21 protein-coding genes are annotated in these 21,842 nt (G+C 49.5%); 12 read left to right on the forward strand and 9 right to left on the reverse strand.

The window, feature by feature from the left end:
• Positions 1-16 precede the first annotated feature (16 nt).
• The gene (locus ACFVS2_RS24910; protein WP_390238705.1) at positions 17-712 is read right to left on the reverse strand and encodes a hypothetical protein; all 696 of its coding nucleotides are present in this window, start codon (positions 710-712) and stop codon (positions 17-19) included.
• Between the two features lie 156 nt (positions 713-868).
• Here ACFVS2_RS24910 and ACFVS2_RS24915 point away from each other — a divergent pair, with 156 nt between their 5' ends.
• From ACFVS2_RS24915 to ACFVS2_RS24930, 4 genes are all read left to right on the forward strand, one after another.
• Positions 869-1,612 carry a gluconate 2-dehydrogenase subunit 3 family protein gene (locus ACFVS2_RS24915; protein WP_452101558.1) on the forward strand — a complete coding sequence of 248 codons (744 nt, stop codon included), beginning with the start codon at positions 869-871 and terminating at the stop codon, positions 1,610-1,612.
• Between the two features lie 14 nt (positions 1,613-1,626).
• Positions 1,627-3,348: a GMC family oxidoreductase gene (locus ACFVS2_RS24920; protein ID WP_390238708.1), complete on the forward strand. Its 1,722-nt coding sequence runs from the start codon at positions 1,627-1,629 to the stop codon at positions 3,346-3,348.
• A 222-nt stretch (positions 3,349-3,570) separates the two neighbouring features.
• Positions 3,571-4,779: a trans-sulfuration enzyme family protein gene (locus ACFVS2_RS24925; RefSeq protein WP_390238710.1), complete on the forward strand. Its 1,209-nt coding sequence runs from the start codon at positions 3,571-3,573 to the stop codon at positions 4,777-4,779.
• Positions 4,780-4,805: 26 nt separating this feature from the next.
• The gene (locus ACFVS2_RS24930) at positions 4,806-6,260 is read left to right on the forward strand and encodes a sigma-54 interaction domain-containing protein (RefSeq protein WP_390238712.1); all 1,455 of its coding nucleotides are present in this window, start codon (positions 4,806-4,808) and stop codon (positions 6,258-6,260) included.
• A 66-nt stretch (positions 6,261-6,326) separates the two neighbouring features.
• On the opposite strand, the gene ACFVS2_RS24935 is transcribed toward ACFVS2_RS24930, so the two are convergent.
• From ACFVS2_RS24935 to ACFVS2_RS24945, 3 genes are all read right to left on the reverse strand, one after another.
• Complete coding sequence (locus ACFVS2_RS24935; RefSeq protein ID WP_017252444.1) at positions 6,327-6,650, reverse strand: antibiotic biosynthesis monooxygenase family protein; 324 nt, start codon at positions 6,648-6,650, stop codon at positions 6,327-6,329.
• Between the two features lie 76 nt (positions 6,651-6,726).
• On the reverse strand, positions 6,727-7,620 hold the full coding sequence (locus tag ACFVS2_RS24940) for an arylamine N-acetyltransferase (protein ID WP_390238714.1): 894 nt from the start codon (positions 7,618-7,620) through the stop codon (positions 6,727-6,729).
• 203 nt (positions 7,621-7,823) lie between these two features.
• On the reverse strand, positions 7,824-8,339 hold the full coding sequence (locus tag ACFVS2_RS24945) for a stalk domain-containing protein (protein WP_173619770.1): 516 nt from the start codon (positions 8,337-8,339) through the stop codon (positions 7,824-7,826).
• A 223-nt stretch (positions 8,340-8,562) separates the two neighbouring features.
• On the opposite strand from ACFVS2_RS24945, the gene ACFVS2_RS24950 reads away from it, so the two are divergent.
• On the forward strand, positions 8,563-9,258 hold the full coding sequence (locus ACFVS2_RS24950; RefSeq protein WP_390238717.1) for a uracil-DNA glycosylase: 696 nt from the start codon (positions 8,563-8,565) through the stop codon (positions 9,256-9,258).
• A gap of 84 nt (positions 9,259-9,342) precedes the next feature.
• Here ACFVS2_RS24950 and ACFVS2_RS24955 read toward each other — a convergent pair whose 3' ends face one another.
• Positions 9,343-9,984 carry a thiamine diphosphokinase gene (locus ACFVS2_RS24955; RefSeq protein WP_390238719.1) on the reverse strand — a complete coding sequence of 214 codons (642 nt, stop codon included), beginning with the start codon at positions 9,982-9,984 and terminating at the stop codon, positions 9,343-9,345.
• A 33-nt stretch (positions 9,985-10,017) separates the two neighbouring features.
• Positions 10,018-10,428, reverse strand: coding sequence for a 2Fe-2S iron-sulfur cluster-binding protein (locus ACFVS2_RS24960; RefSeq protein WP_390238721.1), 411 nt, complete (start codon positions 10,426-10,428; stop codon positions 10,018-10,020).
• A 143-nt stretch (positions 10,429-10,571) separates the two neighbouring features.
• Here ACFVS2_RS24960 and ACFVS2_RS24965 point away from each other — a divergent pair, with 143 nt between their 5' ends.
• Positions 10,572-11,480 (forward strand): GNAT family N-acetyltransferase, encoded by a 909-nt coding sequence (locus ACFVS2_RS24965; RefSeq protein ID WP_390238724.1) that lies wholly within the window; start codon positions 10,572-10,574, stop codon positions 11,478-11,480.
• Between the two features lie 18 nt (positions 11,481-11,498).
• Here the strand turns inward: ACFVS2_RS24965 and ACFVS2_RS24970 are convergent, their stop codons facing one another.
• Positions 11,499-12,305, reverse strand: a complete 807-nt coding sequence (locus ACFVS2_RS24970; RefSeq protein ID WP_390238726.1) for an Fpg/Nei family DNA glycosylase — start codon at positions 12,303-12,305, stop codon at positions 11,499-11,501.
• Between the two features lie 205 nt (positions 12,306-12,510).
• On the opposite strand from ACFVS2_RS24970, the gene ACFVS2_RS24975 reads away from it, so the two are divergent.
• Positions 12,511-13,668, forward strand: a complete 1,158-nt coding sequence (locus ACFVS2_RS24975; RefSeq protein WP_390238727.1) for a THUMP domain-containing class I SAM-dependent RNA methyltransferase — start codon at positions 12,511-12,513, stop codon at positions 13,666-13,668.
• Positions 13,669-13,831: 163 nt separating this feature from the next.
• Positions 13,832-16,546: a DUF4855 domain-containing protein gene (locus ACFVS2_RS24980; RefSeq protein WP_390238730.1), complete on the forward strand. Its 2,715-nt coding sequence runs from the start codon at positions 13,832-13,834 to the stop codon at positions 16,544-16,546.
• Positions 16,547-16,600: 54 nt separating this feature from the next.
• On the opposite strand, the gene ACFVS2_RS24985 is transcribed toward ACFVS2_RS24980, so the two are convergent.
• Positions 16,601-17,248, reverse strand: a complete 648-nt coding sequence (locus ACFVS2_RS24985) for a hypothetical protein (RefSeq protein ID WP_390238733.1) — start codon at positions 17,246-17,248, stop codon at positions 16,601-16,603.
• A 79-nt stretch (positions 17,249-17,327) separates the two neighbouring features.
• Positions 17,328-18,575 (reverse strand): MDR family MFS transporter, encoded by a 1,248-nt coding sequence (locus tag ACFVS2_RS24990; RefSeq protein WP_390238735.1) that lies wholly within the window; start codon positions 18,573-18,575, stop codon positions 17,328-17,330.
• Here ACFVS2_RS24990 and ACFVS2_RS24995 point away from each other — a divergent pair.
• The 4 genes from ACFVS2_RS24995 to ACFVS2_RS25010 all read left to right on the forward strand — a co-directional run bounded on the left by ACFVS2_RS24995 (position 18,574) and on the right by ACFVS2_RS25010 (position 21,707).
• Positions 18,574-18,771 (forward strand): hypothetical protein, encoded by a 198-nt coding sequence (locus ACFVS2_RS24995; RefSeq protein ID WP_390238737.1) that lies wholly within the window; start codon positions 18,574-18,576, stop codon positions 18,769-18,771. The genes ACFVS2_RS24990 and ACFVS2_RS24995 overlap by 2 nt on opposite strands.
• A gap of 372 nt (positions 18,772-19,143) precedes the next feature.
• Positions 19,144-20,256, forward strand: a complete 1,113-nt coding sequence (locus ACFVS2_RS25000; protein WP_390238740.1) for an aminopeptidase — start codon at positions 19,144-19,146, stop codon at positions 20,254-20,256.
• A 189-nt stretch (positions 20,257-20,445) separates the two neighbouring features.
• Complete coding sequence (locus ACFVS2_RS25005) at positions 20,446-20,757, forward strand: hypothetical protein (RefSeq protein WP_390238742.1); 312 nt, start codon at positions 20,446-20,448, stop codon at positions 20,755-20,757.
• Positions 20,758-20,786: 29 nt separating this feature from the next.
• Positions 20,787-21,707, forward strand: coding sequence for an RluA family pseudouridine synthase (locus ACFVS2_RS25010; protein ID WP_390238744.1), 921 nt, complete (start codon positions 20,787-20,789; stop codon positions 21,705-21,707).
• Positions 21,708-21,842: the final 135 nt, after the last annotated feature.

Here is a 21,842-nt window from a genome sequence, read left to right on the forward strand (position 1 = left end):
GTCCCTTTTTCTTTGTTTACCGCTTCGCTTCGCGTATGAGCACGTTGAGCTGTTCTGCCATGGCTTGCTGATCCTTTTGATCCCTCGTGTGCTTTTTCACCGTTTCTAGCGCTTTGATGCCTTTTTTCGAGCTCACGACCTTTACGGGTGTATCCGTTCCATAGATACGCTCGATTTGGGAGCGTGCTTGTGCGAATGTGCTCTGATGATCGCTCGTACCCAATGTCCCTGCGGTTCCGCTCCCTGATTTTGTATGGGCGGCATCATGTCCTCGACTGGAGCTACCGGAGTAATTGCTGATGAGATGGGACTGCATCGGGTCCATTTGATTGATCGATTGTGCATTGGCAGTAGAAGGGGCCAAGTAGATGGCATCATTCACAATCAACGCCTGGACACCGTGAACGCCCGCTGCCTTCAATTGGGCCTCCAGCTTTGTGGAAGGACCACCCGTGTGTAGGTGTGAGCTGCCCATGGAGCTATAGAGAGCATTGCCCATCCCGCTATACGTATGACCGTGCGCGTTTGTCGTGAATTTCTTATTGCGATCTACGCTTGGAATAACCGTTGCGCCTTTTGGAGCTTGTGCAATGGACTGTGTACGTGCTGGCGGATGTGGCTTCGTAGGCTGAGCAGCCTGATTCATACAAGCTGTCATTAGAAGTACAGTCCCTAATCCTACGGTTCCAGCCCATGTGTGGAAGTGCTTCATCACGATCCCTCCAAGTCTTCCTACCTAGATAAACTTATCCTTTGTTCACTGCATGAAGTTATGAGTGGAGCATCTTGGAAAAATTTCTGTTGAACACGATTATCTTGTGGAAAAATTGCACAAACCAAAGGAAGGAAATCACTGGAGGTGGTAGATTTGGCAGATTCAAACAACGTGAAGGAGCAGCCAGTATCCCGAAGGAACTTCTTGAAAAACTCCGGCCTGGTGCTCGGTAGCTTGGTCGTGGGTGGCGTGGCAGGGAGCTTGCTCCGCAAACCGGAACCTCCGGTGCAGCCAGCAGCACCGCCCCCCGCGGCCGATTACAATCAGGCGCTCATGTTTTTTACGCCTGAGCAATTTAAGGTGGCGGATGCCGCTTGTGAGCGCATTTATCCTGAGGATGAGCTGGGTCCGGGCGCGAAGGCACTCGGTGCAGCTTATTTCATTGACCACCAGCTAGCGGGTGATTGGGGCTTTAATGCTCGAGAATACATGCAAGCGCCCTTTTTTCCGGGTGAGATCACACAGGGCTATCAAGGCAGGTTGAAACGTAGGGAAATATTCGATATCGGCCTTCAAGAGATGAACAACTATAGCAACAGTACCCACGGAAAACGGTTTTATGAACTCCCGTCGGAACAGCAGGATGCTGTTTTAAAGGCTTTTGAAACCGATGAAGTAAAATTGACGACCATTTCGGCAAGCACCTTTTTCAACATGCTGCGGGCCAGTACGATCGAAGGCGTTTATGCAGACCCTCTGTACGGAGGCAATAAAAATATGGACGGTTGGAAAATGAAGAATTTCCCAGGTAATCAGATGGCGTATACACAGCTGATCGATAAGCCTGAGTTTGTGAAGATGGCTCCCTTAAGTCTGCGGGATCATCAACAACATTAAGGGGGACTGTACATATGGCCAAAAAGCTGCCCAAGGTTGACGTCGTGATCGTGGGGGTAGGCTGGGGAGGAGGCATTATTGCTTCCGAGCTAACCAAGCAAGGTTTGACAGTAGTGGGCCTAGAGCGAGGCAAGGAGCGCAAAACCGAAGACTACTTCATGGTACACGATGAATTGCGTTACGCTCTTCGTTACGAGATGATGCAAGATTTGTCCAAGGAAACGATTACGTTTCGCAGTAAAATGAACGTTCGCGCGCTTCCCATGCGGTCATACGGTTCCTTTTTGATCGGGACAGGACTCGGGGGAGCTGGTATCCACTGGAACGGACAGACCTTCCGCTTCCTGCCGTATGATTTCGAAATTCGCTCCAAGACGATTGAACGGTATGGGGCAAAGAAAATTCCAGAGGGGATGACGATCCAGGATTGGGGCATTACCTACGATCAACTGGAGCCGTACTTCGATAAATTCGAAAAGATGGCGGGAATCGCAGGCGAGGAGAATCCGTTGGGGGGAAAACGCTCCAGTCCTTATCCGATACCTCCGATGCGTACTACACCGAGTATGAAAATGTTTGCGGATGCGGCGAAAAAGAAAAACCTGCATCCGTACATCCTTCCATCAGCAAATCTCTCGCAAGCGTATACCAATCCAGACGGGGTGGCTCGGGCAGCTTGTCAGTACTGCGGCTTTTGTGAAAGGTTTGGTTGCGAGTACGGAGCAAAAGCCGATCCAGTGGTGACGGTGATCCCGGTTGCGAAGAAGACAGGGAAGTTTGAAATTCGCACGCATTCCCATGTCCGCAGAATTTTACATACAGGGAACAAGGCAACAGGAGTCTTGTATACGGATGTCACGACAGGGGAGGAATTCGAACAGCCCGCCGATATTGTGGTGATGACCAGCTATGTATTCAACAACGCGCGAATCTTGCTCATGTCCAAGCTGGGGAAACCGTATGATCCAGCAACGGGAAAAGGCGTAATCGGAAAAAACTACGCCTACCAGGTCATGAGAGGAGGAGCGGTCGGCTTCTTCGACGACAAGGAGTTCAACAATTTTGCAGGCGCAGGCTCGTTGGGGATGTGTTTGGATGACTACAACGGTGATAACTTCGATCACGCTGATTTGAAATTTATCCATGGCGCGAATATTGCTGTCACACAAACCGGCTTCCGACCAATCGGGACGAACAAGGTGCCACCGGGAACGCCTAGCTGGGGCAAGGATTTCAAGGCTGCATCGATCAAATATACGAATCGGTTCATATCCGTAGGCGCCCAAGGAGCCTCCATGCCATTTCGACAGCACTTCCTTGATCTGGATCCGACATACAAGGACGCATTTGGTGATCAGTTGATGCGTATTACGTATGATTTCGTTGATCAGGACAGGGAACTGGCGGCTTTTTGTGCAGATAAGTGCGCAGAAATTGTGAAAGAAATGGGTGCAAACGAGAAGCTCGAAATCAACCGCAAGCTCGGACCTTACGATATCACACCATACCAATCGACGCACAATACAGGCGGCGTCATCATGGGAGCCTCTCCAGAAACGTCGGCAGTTAACAACTACTTGCAGATGTGGGATGCGGAGAACGTATTTGTCGTCGGTGCTTCTGCCTTTGCGCACAATAGCGGCTACAACCCGACAGGAACGATGGGTGCTCTCTCCTATCGAGCAGCAGAAGGCATTTTGAAATACAGGAAAAGCGCTGGCGGCATGCTCGTATAAGCTGTTTTTTTTAGTTATGCAAAACACAATTGCAACTATGCGAAAAGTCGTTGGGGCAACTAACGGCTTTTTTGGCGTGGATCTGAAAAAGTTCATTTGCATGATTGCGAATGTCTATGAGTGCAAAAAGCGAAAAGCACTGGAATGATGCGGTTTCTCATCTTGGCATGTTCCTTGCTACATACTTTGGTAACAGCAAAAGCCAAAGGGAGAGACGAAGAAATGACGACAAACAAGTGGAAGATGGACACCTCCATTATTCATACCGCACAAACGCCTTGCCAAAAAACAGGAGCAGTTGTATCCGCGGTGGTGCCCGCTGTGGCCTACGCGTTTCCAGATGCAGACTCCGCAGCGGCGTGCGTGGCTGGCGAGCGGGAAGGAACGTACTACGGAAGATACGGCAACCCTACCATCACCACCTTGGAGCAAAAAATCGCCGCATTGGAAAATGGCGAAGCTGCCTTGGGCGTAAGCAGTGGGATGGCAGCTATTTCTGGAGCTTTGCTCGCCTTTTTGAAGCAGGGTGATCATGTCGTGTGTACGCGAGATGTGTACGGGGGGAGCTACAAGTTTCTTACAACGATGGCCCCACGTTATGGCATTGCGACAGACTTCGTCGATTGCACCGATTTGCAAGCTGTCGAGAGAGCTTTTTTGCCGAACACAAAAGTCCTGTACATCGAAACACCCTCGAACCCGTGTCTGACTGTTTTAGATATCTCGGCGTTGTCACGTTTGGCGCACGCACATGGCATTGTAGTAATCGTCGACAATACCTTCTTAACGCCGTATTTGCAGCGACCACTTGAGCTAGGGGCGGATGTCGTCGTGCATAGCGCCACCAAATATTTGAACGGACATGGCGATGTCATCGCGGGCTTCATCGTCGGGAAGCAGGAACATATCCAATTCATGCGCAAAAACGTTATGGGAGACTTGGGACAAAATTTGAATGCTTGGGATGCTTTCTTGATCTTACGTGGGCTGAAAACACTCGGCTTGCGTGTCAGACAGCATGGGAAAAACGCGCAGGCAGTGGCGGAGTTTTTGGCGCAGCACCCTGCAATCTCGCACGTCTACTACCCTGGTCTGCCTTCGCATCCACAGTATGAGCTGGCTAAACGGCAAATGGCCGGAATGGGCGGGATCGTTTCCTTTGAAGTAAAGGGCGGCTATGAGGCAGCCAAATCTTTCATTAACGCTCTGCACTTGGCTATGATATCGTTTAGTTTAGGAGATCCCGAGACACTGGTACAGCATCCTGCCTCGATGACGCATTCCTCGATTCCTGCCTCTGAGCGGATCAAGTTCAACATTACGGACGGTCTGATTCGCTTATCGACTGGCTTAGAGGATGTGGAGGATATCATCGCGGATTTGGAGCAGGCGCTAGCTAGCCTGCCAATGGCGGCAGCGTCTAGGGGATAAAGGAACGTGAAACTGGAGGATTGGGCATGACAGAGTTTTCCCGGATTGAGGATTTCATTCAATCGTACGCCGACAATATTTCCAAGGTACTGGGACTCGATGTCACCATCCTGGATGAACAAGGGATACGTGTGAGCGGAACCGGCTACTATCAGGAGTTGATTGGATTGCCTGCGCCGGAGGGATCGTTTTTCCGAATGATCCTGCAAACCGGACAGCCGGGAATGATTTTTGACATGAAAAAGAACGAGTCGGAGTGCGGCAATTGCAAGTTTTTGCAGCAATGCCGAGAGCTGGCGACGATTGGATTTCCGGTGCACAAAAGGGAGAAGACGGTAGGGGTCATCGGAATTATCGGCTTTTCCCCCGAGCAAAAAGAAAAAATGCTGCACCATTCGGAAAAATGGATGCCGTTTTTGCAGCATACAAGCTCCTTGATTGAGCACAAGCTGCTAGAGCTGGATGCGGAACGGGAGAAGAGTTGTAACATTCAAGAGGAAATGCCGCAGGCCTCGGTTCATCCGGTGTATTTCGCCCAGCTAATTGGGGCAGAATCAGGCTTGCGCGATGTGATTGCCAAAGCGAAAAAAGTGACGAACAGCATTTCCACTGTCTTGATCCGGGGCGAGAGCGGAACGGGCAAGGAGCTGTTGGCAAAAGCCATTCACTGCGAGAGCGGGCGCAGCAGACAGCCATTTGTGGCAGTCAATTGCGCGGCGATTCCTGAGACCTTGTTAGAAAGCGAGTTGTTCGGGTACGAAGGCGGTGCATTCACGGGCTCCAGACGCGAAGGGAAGCCGGGGAAATTTGAATTGGCCCACAAGGGAACGATTTTTCTGGACGAAGTAGGAGATATTCCGTTGTCCCTCCAGCCCAAGCTGTTGCGCGTCCTACAGGAGAAAACAGTAGATCGGGTAGGCGGCGTAAAAACGCTGGGTGTCGATGTACGTGTCATTGCGGCTACACACAGAGATTTGGAGAGCATGGTCAGGGAAGGGACATTTCGCGAGGATTTGTATTATCGACTCAACGTCATTCCCTTGCGGTTAAAGCCGTTACGTGAACGCACGGAGGATATTGCGCTTTACCTGAAGCATTTTCTGTATCGGTACGGGACATTGCTGCAAAAAGGCAGGCTGGAGCTCGAAGCCCAACTCGTCCAACAACTACAGGCATACGAGTGGCCGGGAAATATTCGTCAGCTGGAAAATGCCGTCGAGTATATGGTCAACATGGTGGAGGGGCAAGTCATCGGCAACGAGGAGCTTCCTGAGTATTTGTTGTTCGAGGATGAACCGACGACAGTAGGCAGCGATTTGGGATTGGAAAAGCTGGTGGCAGATTATGAACGCTCCATTCTCCAGCGCTACTTGAACGCAGGCAAGTATAGACAGGACAAAGCTGCGATTGCCAATGAGCTGCAAATCAGCTTGTCGACCTTGTACCGGAAGATGGAGAAGTACGGATTGGAAAAAGGATAGAGGGAAAATAAAAAACCAGCCTGGATTGATCGGAGTTTTCCGAGGTCCGGGCTGGTTTGTTTGTATTTACGAAGGCTGCGGTTCTTTTTTCGCTTTCAGCTCGTAATGGCCGGTATTGCCGCTAATGTACCACTCAGGAGTTTTTTCTTCGCGCGCTTCGCGGTGACCTGCCAGATGAACATCACTCAGCTCCCACTGCTTCCACGCTTCTTTTGATTCCCAGCGGATTATGACGACCACTTCTTCTTCACCTTTGCGTGGCTTCTGTACCAGCACGCTCAAATCTACAAAACCAGGAGCCTTCTCAACAGCACCAGGCTCGCTAAAGCCTTGTACGATTTTGTCAGAATGACCTTCCTGGACGACGTATGTTTTTATTTCCATCATCATGAAGTGCGACACTCCTTATATACCATTTCCCTACTTTTCCATATTATTGAGAAATATTATCATTGTCAACCAGATATTAGCAAATGGTAGGACGATCGAGAGCTTCGTTTTCAAGTGGGACTTCTTCTTTCTTGGGGGCAGAGAAAATATCAATACCACGTTCGAGTAAGATTTCTACCGCCTCGCGAACAGGGAGAAGTGGCAATTGCATTTCATCGGCTACGGCAGCTTCTATATCAGAGACAGTGTGGAGTGGTGTTATCTGGTCTGTGCCATCTGAATAACCGATGTGGAGAGTGTTGTTTTTGAGGACCACGAAGCGATCTTGCTCTAGCTGAAAACGATGAATGTGAAGTCGATTCAAAAATAAGGCGTCTGGTAAAAAAGAGGAGCGGATGACCTCCGACAAGTCGGACAGTTCTTTTCGTTCATTCGGATGAAAATCCCACGGAGGAATTGCCACTTTTCCGTTTTCATACCGCGTAAAGCGATAGTGTTCAGGATGATCGGGACTTTTGGTCAATTCCATCGAAACAGTGCCAAAAGGCCTGGAATGGTTCCCGTCTTCCAGAAAATGAATCGGCTCAAAGATAGGAGCGGTAGCCCCCGTATCCACATAGACGGGTGTCTCTCCTGTGTTCGGACCGTCGATCAGGATGGCAGTATGTCCACCGCCTGGCAAGATGAGGTGACCGAAGAAGCCAAGGGAGCGAAGTAGCGCGAGAAAGCTGTGATTGGTGGTATAGCATGTGCCGCCAAAATGATGGTGAATCGCATTGTACACATATTCCTCAGGGGTAGGTGCCACATGTTTTCCGTCACGGAAGAAGAGCAGCTTGCTTACATTTTCATAAGGGAAGGTCTGCAGATGCGCGCGACAGAGCTCACTGAGGTAAGAGAGGTTAGGGGACTTGTGATCTAGCTGTAGACGTTGAAGGTATAAACTCGCCCAGTTCGGTAAGGTAGACATAAACAAGTTCACTCCTTATATAAAATAAATAGTAAATAAAAATGTCTGTTAAGTTTCGGTAGGGAGATCTTATCACATGGGACAAGTGGTAATCAATCTAAATTTTTCCAGAAAATAAAAAAGGCACCGGAAGGATATCCTCCGGTGCTAGCGGGTCCCTAGTCCGCTGTCTTTTTCGTACGAATAGATAAGTGCAGAAGAAATTATAACAACGACTTAATTTCCCCGGTATTCGGGTTCACTACGAACCAGCCATACGTACTGGTGTAGCTGTCGCCAGATTGGAAGTTGTTTACGACTGTTTGGTACACCTGAATGACATAGTGACCTTTTTCGTCGTCGTGAGCGTACTCGACTACATGTGTCGGCGAGAGTTTGCCAGCGAATTTCTTTTTCACCAGCTCGATCGCTTCCATTTTGGAGTACATTTTTGCTGTTGGAATTTTACCAATGAAAATCGATTTGGTTCTCGCGTCGTAAATGACCGGTTTGTTCAGGTTCTCTGCTACGAAGCGGATTGGCACATAGACGGAGTTTTTGTACATGATGCCTTGTACGTCGCTGCTTGGTGATTTCGGCAACCCGTCAAAGTAGTAGGTGAACGGTGTTTTCATTCCTTCTTCCGCGTCTGGAAAAGCGGGTGCTGCAATGGCAATTCCGGAAAAGAGCACCGAACCTACAACAATGCCCCCTAAAAATGACTTGATGTCCCATTTCATGATGTGAAACCCTCTCCCTTTCTCTTTTGTCTAAATCTTCCCAGCAATCATTATGTCAAAGATCATAGGAGAAAAGCTATCAAACGAGGGTACTAGGAAACAAAGACTAGGAATCATGAGAAAGATAGGACTAAATCAGAATGGTCCTAGTTCTCGAATCAGTGGTTCAGTGATTGAAAGGTTTGTGGTAAGGTAGAAAAAAACAGCGGACAAGGTGAGGAACATGACTACCATATTGCAAAATGACTGGGCCCCCGTATTGGCCGATGAATTCGAGAAGTCCTATTATGTAAAGCTTCGTCAGACGTTGAAGGAAGAGTATCAGACGCAGACAATCTACCCAGATATGTATCATATATTCACAGCGCTGCACCTGACTGAATATCAGAATGCAAAGGTTGTAATTTTGGGGCAGGATCCGTATCACGGACCGGGACAAGCACATGGATTGAGCTTTTCGGTCAAGCCGGGAATCAAGCCTCCGCCGTCTCTGGTCAACATTTACAAAGAGTTGAAAAGCGATGTCGGTTTTGAAATTCCCCAGCATGGTTACCTGAACCATTGGGCAAAGCAAGGCGTCATGATGCTGAACACCGTTCTGACGGTTCGTCGCGGCACTCCGAATTCGCACAAGGACATTGGGTGGGAGACGTTTACGGATCGAATTATTCATTTGTTGAACGACCGGGAGACTCCACTCGTTTTCATCCTGTGGGGAAAGCATGCGCAGGAGAAGGCGGCATTCATTGATCGAAACAAGCATTTCGTCATCGCCTCCCCGCATCCGAGCCCGTTTTCGGCGAATCGCGGCTTTTTTGGCAGTCGTCCTTTTTCGCGGACCAATGAATTTTTGTGTTCGCGCGGGCTTCAAGAGATTGATTGGCAGTTGCCGATGCAGGTAGAGGAAGAGGAAGAGTAGTCTGCATTTGATTTGTGCAGGTAAAAGGAAAAGGATCTCCATTGTTTTGCATCATACAAAGGAGATCCTTTCTTTTTCTAACGATTAGTCTTTGCTTTTGACAACGAGCAGCTTGCCCGTTTGAATCGTGATCGTTCCAGTCTGTTCCGTTAGTAGATTGCTGATGCCAAGCGTGTCACCGATCCGCAGGGTGGCGTCTTTCAACGGATAGAGGAATCCGGTTAAGGTAATCCCTGTGACTTCCGGTGTAAAAGGCAGCAGAGAGATATGATCAAAATGATTCTGCTCTATCGTACTGTGGCGGTCAATCAGACGGATTTCATTGGTCTCATCGAGGATACGGCAGTTGGTGCCCGTCTGCAATGCTTTGTTCAGCAAGTGTACGTTTGCCAGCATATGGTCAAAACGAGAGCCGAGCACACCGAGCAGCACAATTTCCTCGGGCTGCTGCTCGATTGCCCAAGTTAGGGCCATCTCTGTATCGGTTAAATCTTTCATAACGGGATCGCAGGAGGAGACGTGCATACTGTGGCTTTCGATTTCTGCCATTTCCTCGGAGCTGACAGAATCAAAGTCCCCGATCGACAACCTTGGCACAAGACCGTTGCGAACGAGGAATAAGGCACCTCTGTCAACGCCGACGAGCCAATCATTTTCGTGAATCTCTTGGATCGCCCAGTTGCCCAGATTGCCCCCAGCGAATAGTAGGATGCGTGTAGGATTCATGCTACGGCCACCTTTTTCTTTTATAAATATCCTCTATGTAGGAATCGAAGATCGAAATGTGCTCTGACAAGCGAGGCGATAGCCTGTAGCGAGTTTTTCTCCCAGCTTTGCTTTTTCCTGTCCGGTTGGGGTGTCGAGTAATGATGCACCAGCTACGATCTGTACACTGCACTTGCCGCAATGCCCTTGTTGGCATTTGTACGCGATGGGTTGATCTTGCGTGAGCGCAGCTTGTAAAAGTGTCTGAGAGGGAGTGTATCGGACTGGCATCGTTTGTGAGCGTTGCTTCACCTGTACGAGCTTTTGCTCTGATTTGGGGCGAGCCGGGCTCGTTTCTGTTTTTTTCAACGACGTATGCGTATGCACGGGAACGGGAGCTGGACTCGACATCTGTACGTCAGATCGTCCAGGAATGAGCGAGCCGACCGTAAGTTGTTTGCGCATAGGAACCTCCCGAGTAAGTGATTTTTTTCATATTACCATGTCAGGCGTGTGGGTGACAAAGCTAGAGAAAGTGCATGGAAATGATTGGATTTTTAGATTTTATCGATTAAAATAATTTTATCAAAAACTAGGAAGGTGATACCGTGATTACCATCAAACGGATGAGCGACTGTACCTTTGCAGAAGTGACCAAAGCGTGGAACAGAGGATTTGAAGGCTATTTTATCGAGTTTACGATGACAGAAGAAATACTTGTCCAGCGACTGGGGGGCGAAGGATACGTGCTATCCCTGTCTGTGGTTGCTTTTGACGGCACGGAGCCGATTGGCGTAGTGGCCAGCGGGATGAGGAACATTGCAGGGCGAAAAGTCGCGTGGAATGGTGGAACGGGTGTCGCCACGGAATATCGTCGACAAGGAGTAGGAAAGCAACTAATTGAGGCGACATTGGATTTGTACCGGGAAGCTGGGGTGGAAGTAGCCACCTTGGAGGCATTGAGTCAAAATACCAAAGCGATTGCCTTGTATGAGCAAAAAGGCTATGACGTCGTGGATCGTTTGTTGTTTTTGCAGCAGAGTGGACCGCTGGCGGAGAATGCCTTTCAGACAAATGTGCAGGCTAATTATCGGGTTCGGCGCATTTTGGCCCCGGAAGCTGCCTTGGTGCCGTTTTACGTGACCGATGTCCCGTGGCAAAATTACTGGCTGAGCTTGCGAGATGCGCAAGCTCTGCTCGTAGAAGACAGAGAGGGTCAGGCGGTCGGCTATGCGATGTACAAGTGTTCAGTAAACGAAGAAGGTAAAGTGAGTGGGATCGTACTACGTCAATGTGTAGCACAGCCAGAGCATCCTGATGCACAAGACATTTTGAAAACCGCACTCGCGCATGTGTATGGGCCACTTGAGCACGATTGCCGCCGGTCTACGTTTAATTTGCGCGCGGCTGATACCTTGCTTGTCGAAATACTACAAGCGTCGGGATTCGATCCTTCCGAGACGGAGCAGGTGTTTATGATCAAGCAGATGGAAGCCGCAAAGTCTCCTGTCGTCTAGGGAGTGTATACGCTTCTGTCAATGCTGACAGTTCGTGCAGGCGAATACTTTGCGGGAGGAGAGCTCGCTCTTTTCGATAGGTTGTCCACAGTGCGGGCAAGGCTCTCCGCCTCGATCGTATACCTGGCAGCGCTCATCGAAGCCACCTGTCAGTGAATCGCCTTGAAAAAGTGGCTGCATGTAACCGCCGAATTGAATCGCTTCTTTAAGCACGGTTTGCATGGAATGATACAGTCGTTTTTGTTCCTCGAAAGAAAGCGTCGGGATCGTCCGGGTAGGCAGGATGGCGGCATGAAAGCAGATTTCGTCCGCATAGCAGTTGCCGATGCCCGCCAGCCAATGCTGATTGACTAATGCTGTTTTGAGGACACTACGTTTGTCAGCGAGCAGCTCCGTAAATCGGGTAAAGGTAAACAGCGGGTCCAATGGCTCGGGACCGAGTGGAGCCAGTCTTTCGTCGATCTGAACGTTGGTGAGTAAATGCAGGTAGCCCAAACGGAGGCCGTGAAAATATAAAATGCGTTCTCCAAAGGCAAGAGTCACTTGGGCGGTTCGCTTTAGCTTGTCTTCCGCAGAGCCTAGGTATAGAAAGCCGCCGAGCATTAGGTGAAGCAGCAGGACATGTCCACTTTCCAGATGGAAGAGCAGATGCTTGCCACGTCGGTCGACAAGTGTCAGGCGATTGCCTTGCAAAAGACGAGCAAATTCCGCAGGCGGCAGATTGATCGTTTTTTCCCGCTGAACGTGTGCGGCTGTAATCGTTCCGCTACCGATTTTCTCCTGTAGCAGTCGGCGATAGGTCTCCATCTCAGGTAATTCTGGCACGCTGACTCCCTCCCGTATGCAAAGTTTTTCGTAGGATTTCCCATATGGATGATCCACATGCTGTACCCGTCACTGTTTTTCGGTGATGGGTCTTTTGAATTTAGACAAGATTACCAACGCTATTAGGAAATGGGGTAATATAATATGTAAGGTAGTAGGATGAGGGCATTGCCCGAAGGATTATTGGACGGACAGGAGATTACATATGCAAAAAGTAGAATTGATCGCTACGGCGACTTTTGGTTTGGAATCAGTAGTAGCAGAAGAGGTAAAGGCCCTCGGTTACGGGCCGGTACAGGTGGAAAACGGCAAGGTAACGTTCACCGCAGATATTTCTGCAATTCCCCGCACAAATTTGTGGTTACGAACTGCCGACCGCGTGCGTCTAAAGATAGGGGAGTTCAAAGCGACTACGTTTGACGAGCTGTTTGAAAAGACAAAGGCACTGCCGTGGGCCGATTGGATCACAGAGGACGGGACGTTTCCTGTGGAAGGGAAATCGGTCAAATCTACCTTGTTCAGTGTGTCGGATTGCCAAGCCATCGTGAAAAAAGCAGTCGTAGAAAGTCTGAAAAAGACCTACAAGCGCGAGTGGTTCGATGAGCAAGGGCCACTGTACAAGATCGAGGTGGCACTTCTCAAGGATGTGGCGACGCTGACGATTGATACGTCAGGACCGGGCCTGCACAAGCGCGGCTACCGGGAATTGATCGGACAAGCGCCACTGAAGGAAACCATGGCTGCGGCGATGATTATGCTGTCTCGCTGGAAGCCTGATCGGGTATTCATGGACCCATTCTGTGGATCGGGTACACTTCCGATTGAGGCGGCGTTGATTGGACAAAACATCGCTCCGGGAATGAACCGGGAATTCGTTTCTGAGACGTGGCCTATCATTCCGAAAACAGCTTGGCGTGAAGCTCGCGCAGAAACGCATGATTTGGCGCGCTATGATCAAAAGCTGGAGATTATCGGGACAGATATGGATGACGAGATTCTGAAAATTGCCCGCCACAACGCGACTGAGGCTGGTGTAGATGACCTGATTCATTTTCAGCGCATGGATGTGCGGGATGTGCGAACCAAGCGCAAGTACGGCTACTTGATTTGCAACCCACCTTATGGGGAGCGCTTGGGAGAATGGAAGCAGGTTGCCAAGATGTATGGCGAAATGGGGAAAACCTTTGCTGCCATGGATACGTGGTCATTCTACGTAATTACGTCCGACGAACAGTTTGAGGAGCATTTTGGTCGTACAGCAAGCAAAAAGCGCAAGCTCTACAACGGAAATATCAAGGTAGATTACTATCAGTTTTTCGGACCTAGACCGCCGCGCGGGCCAATGGTTACCCCGACCGAATAAACATAAGGGTATTGTTCAAAAAGTCGTCTTTTCAGCACCGAGAAAGTAGCTGAAGGTGAACGTTACTTTCGATGCCGAATATGCTTCCACGACTACTTCGTGATCAAAAGATGACTTTTTGAACTACCTCTACAGAAGGGGCATAATTGGAGGAGAAAATGCAATGAGCAAGAAACGATTCGGGAGCAGAATGCTGGTTGCTTTATTGGCAGCGACTACATTACTGGTCCAAAGCACGCCGTTGACTCATGCTGCGACAGAGCCAGAGAAACCGGCGGTAGACACCAAGAAGCTGGAAGATCAGTTCAAAAAACAAGAAGAAGCGCACACGGAGTTTACAGATTTGGGCAACAGCTACGCCAGTAAAGCCGTAAACAGACTTGCAGCCCTTCATATGATCAGTGGTCAGGGAGAAAACCGCTTCAACCCACAAAACACGATTTCTCGACAGGATATTGCGGTGCTTTTGACAAAAGTAATCGGTCTTCAACCAACAGAAATCGAGGATGCCGCTTTTGAAGATGTACCATTGGAAAGTCCTTATGCACCGTACGTATATGGACTCTCTGAGTTGGGTGTGATGAACGGCAGAAGTGAGCATGCCATGGGTGCTCTAGACCCGCTTACACGACAAGAGCTGGCTGTCATGCTGTCTCGCTTGATGAAAGAGGGCTCTGTGACCAAAGTGGCAGGTCAGATTCCTGTTGCATACAGCGATGAAGAAGAAATCGCAGACTACGCCAAAACGGCCGTGGAAGAAGTAACGAATCAGCGCTGGATGCAAGGTGCTGGCGGCAAGTTTAATCCGACAGGAACCGTCACGCGTGCGGAGGCTGCTGTGATCGCTGAGCGCGTCTTGGATGCACGCTACCAGCAAGCAGAACAGGTGAAATACAAGGTAGATGTAGAGCGGCTGAGTTTGGCTGCTGGCACGAGCCAACGCTTGAAGGTAAACAGTATCAACGGTGATGAGCTGCCGTTTACACCTATTTTCGCTTTTGATCGTCCCGAGCTGGGAACCATTTTAGCTGACGGAACCTTTGTTGCTGGCCCCACTGCGGGAAAAGGGAATCTCACGGTGACAGTCGGCTACAAAACGACGACAATTCCGGTTGAGATCAAGGACGCTGGTAAGCCAGCTGTCGAAAAGGCAGAGGACACGCCAAAGACTGCACCGGTGACTTCGTCCAATGACTCGGGAACGAAAGTCGATGAAAGCAAGACGGTAGTAGAGGGAGAAAAACCAGAAGCAGACAAAGCTACAACAGAAACGGATGCAACGAAGCCTGCTGATCCAAAGGAAGAGTCGGAGGAGCCAGCAAAGAAGGACGAACTGGTCAATATCGCACCAGGCAGTTATACAGCGGTTACTACTTTTGGAGCGCCAGACTCGTATTTCCAAGAGCTGGAGAAGCAGTATCCGGGTCCAGTAGGGGGGCTTGTTACGCCTACAGAAGACTGGACGGGATACCACCGTCAGTTTGGGCGCAAGGTGACCGTTGAGCTCGACGAGGCGAAGCCATTGGAGAGAGTTGCGCTGACGTTTAAGCAGCAGAAGACTTCAGGCATCACGATGCCAGAATACATGGAAGTCGAGGTATCTCGCGACGGGAAAGTGTGGTCGTATGCGGGAAGAGCCGTTCACGATGTTTCCGCCAAAGAGGACAAGCTGGTTACACGCACGTTGAGCGTGACCTTGCCTGACGTCAACACTCGCTATGTCCGGGTATCCTTCCCGGTGAAAGTATTTACGTTCGCTCGCCAGCTGGAGGTATGGGCAAAAACGGATAGCGAGTGGAACAATGGCGCTGTCTTGCTGCCGCCACCAAACCCGGCAAAGCTGGAAGAAGCCAAACAAGCAGGGCGTCGTGTGGAAAATATGCTGCTCGCTTATACTGGAGAGCATGGCGAACTCGGGACATGGACCAAAGAGGATTTCCTCCCGATGGTTGGCTACCGCACCGTAGATGGTTATATGCGTGACCAGATGTTTGACACGATTCTGTTCCTGCCGTATCAGACTATTCCTGCTACGAAGGAAAGCTGGACAAAGTATATGAATGATTTGTTCGGCTCGAATAAGCAGCTGGATGCTCTTAACCAAGCTATGCGGGAATACAATCGCCTGCGCGGAACGCTGTATTCAACACCGACGCAGGAAAATGTCGTGTTGGCTCTGCCATATCCGAATGCCAGTCAGACCAATTTTGGCCAGCTGGATGAAAAGAAACCATCCCTTTCCTTCAACCCTGCGGGAATTGGGGAAGAGCAAGCGTATCAGAACCGCAAAGCTGCACTGGAATGGTACTTCCAGGAGCTCATGAAGCGCTGGAACAAGGAAGGATATGCTTATCTGAAGCTGGAAGGAATCTATTGGTTCCATGAGCTGGTAGAGGATAGTGCACCGAAAGAACGCCAGCTGATTCGTGACATGGGTAGCATGGTGCATGACGAGGCGTTGCGATACTATTGGATTCCGTATTTCGGTTCACCGGGAGTGTCGGAGTGGAAATCTCTTTATTTCGATAAGGCATTCCTGCAGCCGAGCTATTACAGCGACAAGCCGGTAGGAATTGACCGTATTCAAGGGGTACTGGACGTCGTCAACAAGTACGACATGGACATCGAGATCGAAGGCGACTGGAAGATGTACAATGATCCGAAGTTCTATCAGACCTACTACAATCAGTTAGTTGCCACCCACAAGCTGGGGATGGATAAAAACAACGTACACGCTTACTACTTCGGCTCCAAGACATTGCTAGAGTCTGTCAAGAGCACGGACCCTGTCAAGCGCGCCATCTATGAGGATACGTACAAGTGGATGCGCGGTCGTTTTGACAGAACAGAATTTTTCGAGGGCAGCGAGATGCCGTAGTGAATGGAAAAGAGTCTGTTTCCTCTTTGTAGGGAGACAGACTCTTTTTTCTATCTAAATCGGATGGGCAGACTCTCGCCCAATCGTTTTCCTATAGATCTCCACCAGTTCCTCCACGATCATTTCTTTCGTCGCATGTAGAGGGGGACTCGGATGGTAGTAATTGATTCCTTTGGGGCAGGGCTTGCCAAAAGTCGGTACCCCTGCTGCTGCGATCCGTTGTTTCCACAGTTTCTTGAGCGAAGAAAAATGCTGCCAGGAATGGTGGTGTGAAAGCCCCCAACCGAGCAGGAGCCACGGATGCTTTTGCAGTTCCTGCGTAGATACGAGCTGAGCCTCGAGCGTCGTTTCTTTCTGGTGAATGAGTTGCTCGAAATGAGAAATGGCACTAACGGCAGCAGCATTTTGTACGGAAAACAGGTTGTAAATATGAAATCTGCCTGCCAATGCCCGTTTTCCGTAGATCGCCTCCACCAACCGGATCAATTGTCGCATGGTGGGATCGAGTGTGGTTTGACCCATGATGCTATGGCCGGATGCAGGTCTTTCACGAAAAAGCTTGGCACTACCAGGGTTCAATAAGAGACAGCTCCCAAGAGAACGATGGCCCTCTGAATTCGGTCCCCACTGAAGATAGGTAGAAGTTCGGTAAACGACCCCTCGCTGTTCTCTGAATGCTGCAAAGGCATTCGGCTGGTTCATGACGATCCCCTCCTGGTCAAGCTATCTATGACCCATTTATATGAGAGGAGGGGATTTGGTAGAACGGACATGCTCTACTCTAGCTACTCTTGCTTACTTCTTTGGCACCAATCATCCGGAACAAAATGATATACAGATACGCACTGACTAAGGTTAAGCCCAAGATGACACCGAATACGCCAACAGGAGCGATCCATTGGGATAGACCGATCGTCAGGGGAGCGATGAAGCGACCAATCGAGAATTGGAGCGAAGAGGCTCCCATGTACTGACCGCGTGCATCCTCCGGCGAGTATTTACTGATGAAGCTCTGGGCAACTGGTGTGCGCATCAGCTCGCCGAATGTCAAAATCGCCATACAGCCGAACAGAAGCCAAATATCCGTCGTAAAGGCCATCAAGAACAGACCGAGACCGAATAAGATGGAGGAGATGACGAGGCTGTTGCGATCGCTCCAGTTTTCAAACCAGCGTGTGACCGGCAGTGTAAACAGAACCACCAAAAAACCATTTAAAGCCATGAGCCAGCCGAATGCACTGGTTCCGCCGACAGAATAAGTCCAATTGCCCCACGAAAATAATGGTTGCTGCATAACATGCTCTTTGACGTACAACGCCATGTAAATATCCAACTGCATGAATCCAATGGCGATCAAAACCCCTGCGCCAATGTACAGGGCAAATGCTTTATCTCGGAAAATAATGGCGTAACTCTTGAATTGCTGCATCAGGGAAAAACGCTCCTTCGCCTTCTCCTGACGGACGTGTTCAGGTAGCGTTTCTTTGATCAGGAAAAAGACGGTGATTGCAAAAAGTAACTCAACGATGGTACAGAACATCAACAGCTGCGGGCGATAATGGACGAAAAAGACAGAACCTAATACGGGACCCGCAACCACCCCGACGTTCATCGCTGTGTAAAAGGTAGCAAAGACAATTCGTCGATCGTCTTCTGTGGTCAAATCAGCCACCATGGCAGAGCTGGCAGGCCAGTAGAGAGCACCAGCGATCCCGATCCCGATGAAGGCAATATAGTCGACCCAAGGGGACGGGGAGAAAGCAAACAGCGCGAACATCACGGTCGATGTACAGAGCGAGAGCAGCATGGTGAACCTGCGCCCTACCCGGTCAGCCAAATATCCGCCAAACAGGTTGGACAGCATCCCGAGCAGCGGCGGCACCATCAACAGAAGCCCCGCTACATCCTTCCCGAACGTATCGCTAAAATAAATCGCCATAAACGGAAAGTACATCCAAAAGAAGGTGTGCGTAATCAATTCGCCAAAAAGACGTACCTTCAAGTTAAGATCCCACGAACGCCAAATCATGACACGAATTCCTCCATTCATTTCGGCAGGTGCCTTGACCTCGATTCGCTTCTTGGAAAAATTCCACGTAAAAAAGCGCAAACGGGGTAGAGACACTGCTCTTCCGCTTGCGCTTTATCAAACGATACAAGGGTGGCGGGAAATCACCAGTTCAACGGGGTACAAAAGAGAGACGGTTACCTACCTATGGTTTTAGGTACAGTAAACCGACTGTTCACCCGAGAACATGGCCCGCAATTCATATCGAGAAAAAGACGGAAGCGGTTCAGGCATCCTGCAGTTTCTAGCTTTTGATAGGGTTGTAAGAGGCAGTGCCCCTTAACAGAGGCCCCACCTAAGCGAAGATAACTACAGAAAACACCATGAACTCAGCACTCCCGTCTTTCAAATTTTTTACATAGGTAAACTCTTGTTGATTAGAATACTCGAAAGAGTCGAATTTATGCAAGATAATTTTTTGGTTTTTTTTGAATAGTACCAAGAACATCGAGAATTGAAAAAGGTACCTTCATTCGGTAAAATATTTTTTAACAATAACCAATCATGTTAGGAATGTGGGGGATATCGCATGCTGGATACACGCATCGTCAAGCTGGCTACAAACTTGCTGAGCCATTCTGTACGCCTGAAGGAAAAAGAAAGCTTGTTGATTGAAGTTCGTGGCGAGGGCCACGCTTTAGCGAAGGAATTGGTTAAGCAGGCGTACGACTTGGGAGCTTATCCGTTCGTACGGATTATTGACCCGTCTATCCAACGTGAGCTGATGCTCGGTGCAAGTGCAGAGCGTGCGACTCATTTGGCAAAATGGGAAGAGCCAATGTACAAAGATTTGAATACATATATCGTCATCAATGGTCCGTCCAACGACAGTGAGATGGCCGATGTCCCGGTAGAGCGTCGTCGTGCACACCAAAGTGTGATGCAAGAATTGAATGACTACCTGACCAACAATGTACGTTGGACACTACTCAACTACCCGACCACGGCTTTGGCGCAAAATGCCAACATGTCTACAGTCGCTTTTGAAGATTTTTATTTTGATGTATGTTCCGTGGACTATAAAAAGATGCACGAAGCCTTTTTGCCTTTGCAACAATTGATGGATCGCACGGACAAAGTGCGTCTTGTTGGACCTGGAACAGATCTTCAATTCTCGATCAAGGACATCCCTAGTATCATTTGCTCTGGCCTGCGCAACATTCCAGACGGCGAGATTTTTACAGCCCCAGTGCGTAACTCCGTGAATGGAACCATTACGTACAACGCAGCAACAAGCTACATGGGTACGAAATTCGAAAATGTGTGCCTGAAGTTTGTAGACGGAAAAATCGTCGAAGCAACTTCTAACAACACCGAGAGACTCAACCAAATTTTTGATACGGACGAAGGAGCGCGCTACATCGGGGAATTCGCTATCGGCGTGCATCCGTACATCCTGCATCCAATGAATGATATCTTGTTCGATGAAAAAATTGCCGGCAGCTTCCACTTCACTCCAGGCCGTGCATACGACAACGCAGATAATGGCAACCGCAGCCAAATTCACTGGGATATGGTAAACATCCAGCGTCCTGAGTACGGCGGCGGCGAAATCTGGTTTGATGATGTGCTGATTCGCAAAGACGGTTTGTTTGTTTTGCCAGAGCTGCAAGGACTCAATCCGGAAAACTTAAAAGGGTAAGTTGATATAACAGGGCCATCATGCTTAGCGTGGTGGTTTTTTCACATTTTAACGTAGCTGTCGATGAGGGAAGAAGCGCATTTCCAGTCTACGCTTCGGCCTACGCCCTGCAAGGGGGATTGACTGTTCGCTCCGGAATAAATGGCGGGAGCGCTTCAAACGTAGAAGTTTCGAGGAAGGGTTTCATAAGTGAAGCTGAAAACCCCCGCCATTTATTCCGGAGCTGGGTTGGGCTCCAGAGGCGCTTGGACTGGAAATGCGCTTCTTCCTACGGGGCTGTTGTTTCATTACATACACTCTCCCCTGAATATCAACCAAAACGCTCTAAAAGCACGAAGTAATCACAAGCTGTTCGTAAGCACTGTCACATGTCTGGAAGGAGACCGCCCGAACGAAGAGAGGATACAGGCGACTGGAAGACATGTGGCAGTGCTTCCCCCACCGCCAAACGTAAGAGGACGACTACAGACGAGCATCTCTAGCATCCTTTTGCTACAATAAGAAAAAAGCATGGAACAGAGGGATTAGACGTGAGCCGCAAAGAGTGGATCGAATACATCGTCAGTGAACAAGACACGGGAATGAACGTGGAACAAATCGTCCGGCAAAAGCTCAACGTGTCGGGTCGTATGATGCAGCGGCTGACGAGAAGTAAGGGGATTTTGCTCAATCGCAAGCAGCCCTTCCTGCAAAGACAAGTAAAAGCAGGAGATACAATCGCTGTTCGTGTCATCGAGAGACAAGAGCAAGCACCTAGGCAGCCCCAGCATGATACGAAGCCAGAGGGACCGATCACACCAATGCCGTCCATCGATATTTTGTACGAGGACGATCATCTCTTGATTGCAAACAAACCGGCAGGCATGATGGTGCACCCGATTAAACAAGAGACCGACACGTTGGTACATGCACTTGCTGCACGTGGTGAGCAGAAGAGCGTACATCCTGTGCATCGTCTGGATAAAGATACATCAGGAGCTATTCTCGTAGCCAAAAGCAGCTACGGTCATCAATTGGCTGACAGGCTACTGCGCGAAGGGGGCATTCATCGCGAGTATCTTGCCGTTGCCAGTGGCGTGCTCTCAGAGGGAGCTGGAACGATTGATGCGCCAATTGGCCGAGATGCGCGTCATCCTACGAAGCGCCGTGTCGTGGAGAGTGGCGATCCTGCCATCACGCATTACGAGGTGCAACAGACCTCTGAGGGAATGACGCTTGCGCGAGTCTGGCTGGAAACGGGTCGTACCCATCAGATTCGTGTTCACTTTGCCCACATTGGACACCCGCTTGCTGGCGATACGATGTACGGGGGAGCGAGAGGTTTGTTACGTCGACAGGCTCTGCATGCTTCGAAGTTGTCTTTTTTGCATCCGCTTCTCGAAAAAGAGATTGTAGTCGAGGCACCGATACCATCAGATATGAAACGCTTGATGCAAGCGGAGTTTAAATAAGAATGGACAACAAATAAAACCACCTTTAATAGGTGGTTTCCAGGTTGTAGATAAACACTACTTTTTGTTTCAAGACAAAATTAGACTTGTGTGGAGTTAGGTCCGAAGGACAAAAATAAGATAGCGTTTCCGGTT

This window comes from Brevibacillus sp. NPDC058079, assembly GCF_042885155.1.
Classification (GTDB): Bacteria; Bacillota; Bacilli; order Brevibacillales; family Brevibacillaceae; genus Brevibacillus.